Annotated in this window: 1 protein-coding gene; it reads left to right on the forward strand. The window is 69.0% G+C overall.

What is annotated here, in order from left to right:
* Positions 1–115: 115 nt before the first annotated feature.
* Positions 116–1,218: multicopper oxidase domain-containing protein (locus AF1_RS32620; protein WP_255218869.1), on the forward strand; the 1,103-nt coding region annotated here is incomplete at its 3' end.

The raw sequence follows: 1,218 nt of genomic DNA on the forward strand, positions 1-1,218 counted from the left end.
GGCCTCGGGTACTCGCGTGGTGGAGGTGAGTTTGGTCGGGATGCGTATTCGTCCGGGGACGGTTGAGGTGGCGCCTGGTGCGCGTGTGGTGTTGCGGGTGACGAACAGGGATGGGATGCGTCATGATCTGCGGTTGGCGTCGGGTCAGGCGACTTCGATGCTGGATCCGGGGGAGTCGGCGACGCTGACGGTGCCGTCGGTGCGGGGGACGGTCGAGGGTTGGTGCACGGTGCCCGGTCATCGTGCCGCCGGTATGACGATGCAGATCAAGACGGTCGGCGGGCACACGGGGCACGAGGGGCATGCGGGGCGTGCGCCGTCGATGCCGTCGATGGGTCATCGGGCGGTGGGGCCGGGTCCGATCGATTTCATGGGGTCGATGTCGGCGGGGTGGAGGCCCTATGACGCGGCGCTCAAGCCCGCGCCCGGGGGTCGGGTGCATCGGATGGAGTTGCGTGCTTCGGAGCGGGGGTTGGAGGTGGCGCCGGGGGTGCGGCAGACGATGTGGACGTTCGGTGGGACGGTGCCGGGTCCGGTGCTGCGCGGCCGGGTGGGTGATGTGTTCGTCATCACGCTGGTCAATGACGGCGCGATGGGGCACGGGATCGATTTTCATGCCGGGACGTTGGCGCCGGATGTGCCGATGCGCACGATCGGGCCGGGGGAGCGGTTGAGGTACCGGTTCACGGCGGGGCGGGCGGGGGCGTGGTTGTATCACTGTTCGACGATGCCGATGTTGCAGCACATCGCCAATGGGATGTACGGCGCGGTGATCATTGATCCGCCGGGTCTGTCTCGGGTTGATCGTGAGTATGTGCTGGTGCAGGGGGAGTTGTATCTCGGGGTGCCGGGGTCGGCGGGGCAGGTGGCCAAGATGGCCGGGGGCCGCCCGGACGGGTGGATGTTCAACGGCACCGCCTCGGGTTATGACCGTGCCCCGCTGACCGCTCGTGCGGGGGATCGGGTGCGGGTGTGGGTGGTGGATGCCGGGCCTTCGTCGGGGACGGCGTTCCATGTCGTGGGCGCCCAGTTCGACACGCTTTACAAGGAGGGGGCGTATCTGCTGCGCCGGGGTGATCCGGGTGGCGCGCAGATCCTGGATCTGGCGCCGGGCCAGGGCGGGTTCGTGGAGACGGTGGTGCCGGAGGCGGGCCGTTACCCGTTCGTGGACCACGACATGCGGCACGGCGAAGCCGGCGCCCACGGCATCCTGAAGGT

Source organism: Actinomadura formosensis NBRC 14204 (assembly GCF_001552155.1).
Lineage (GTDB): Bacteria > Actinomycetota > Actinomycetes > Streptosporangiales > Streptosporangiaceae > Spirillospora > Spirillospora formosensis.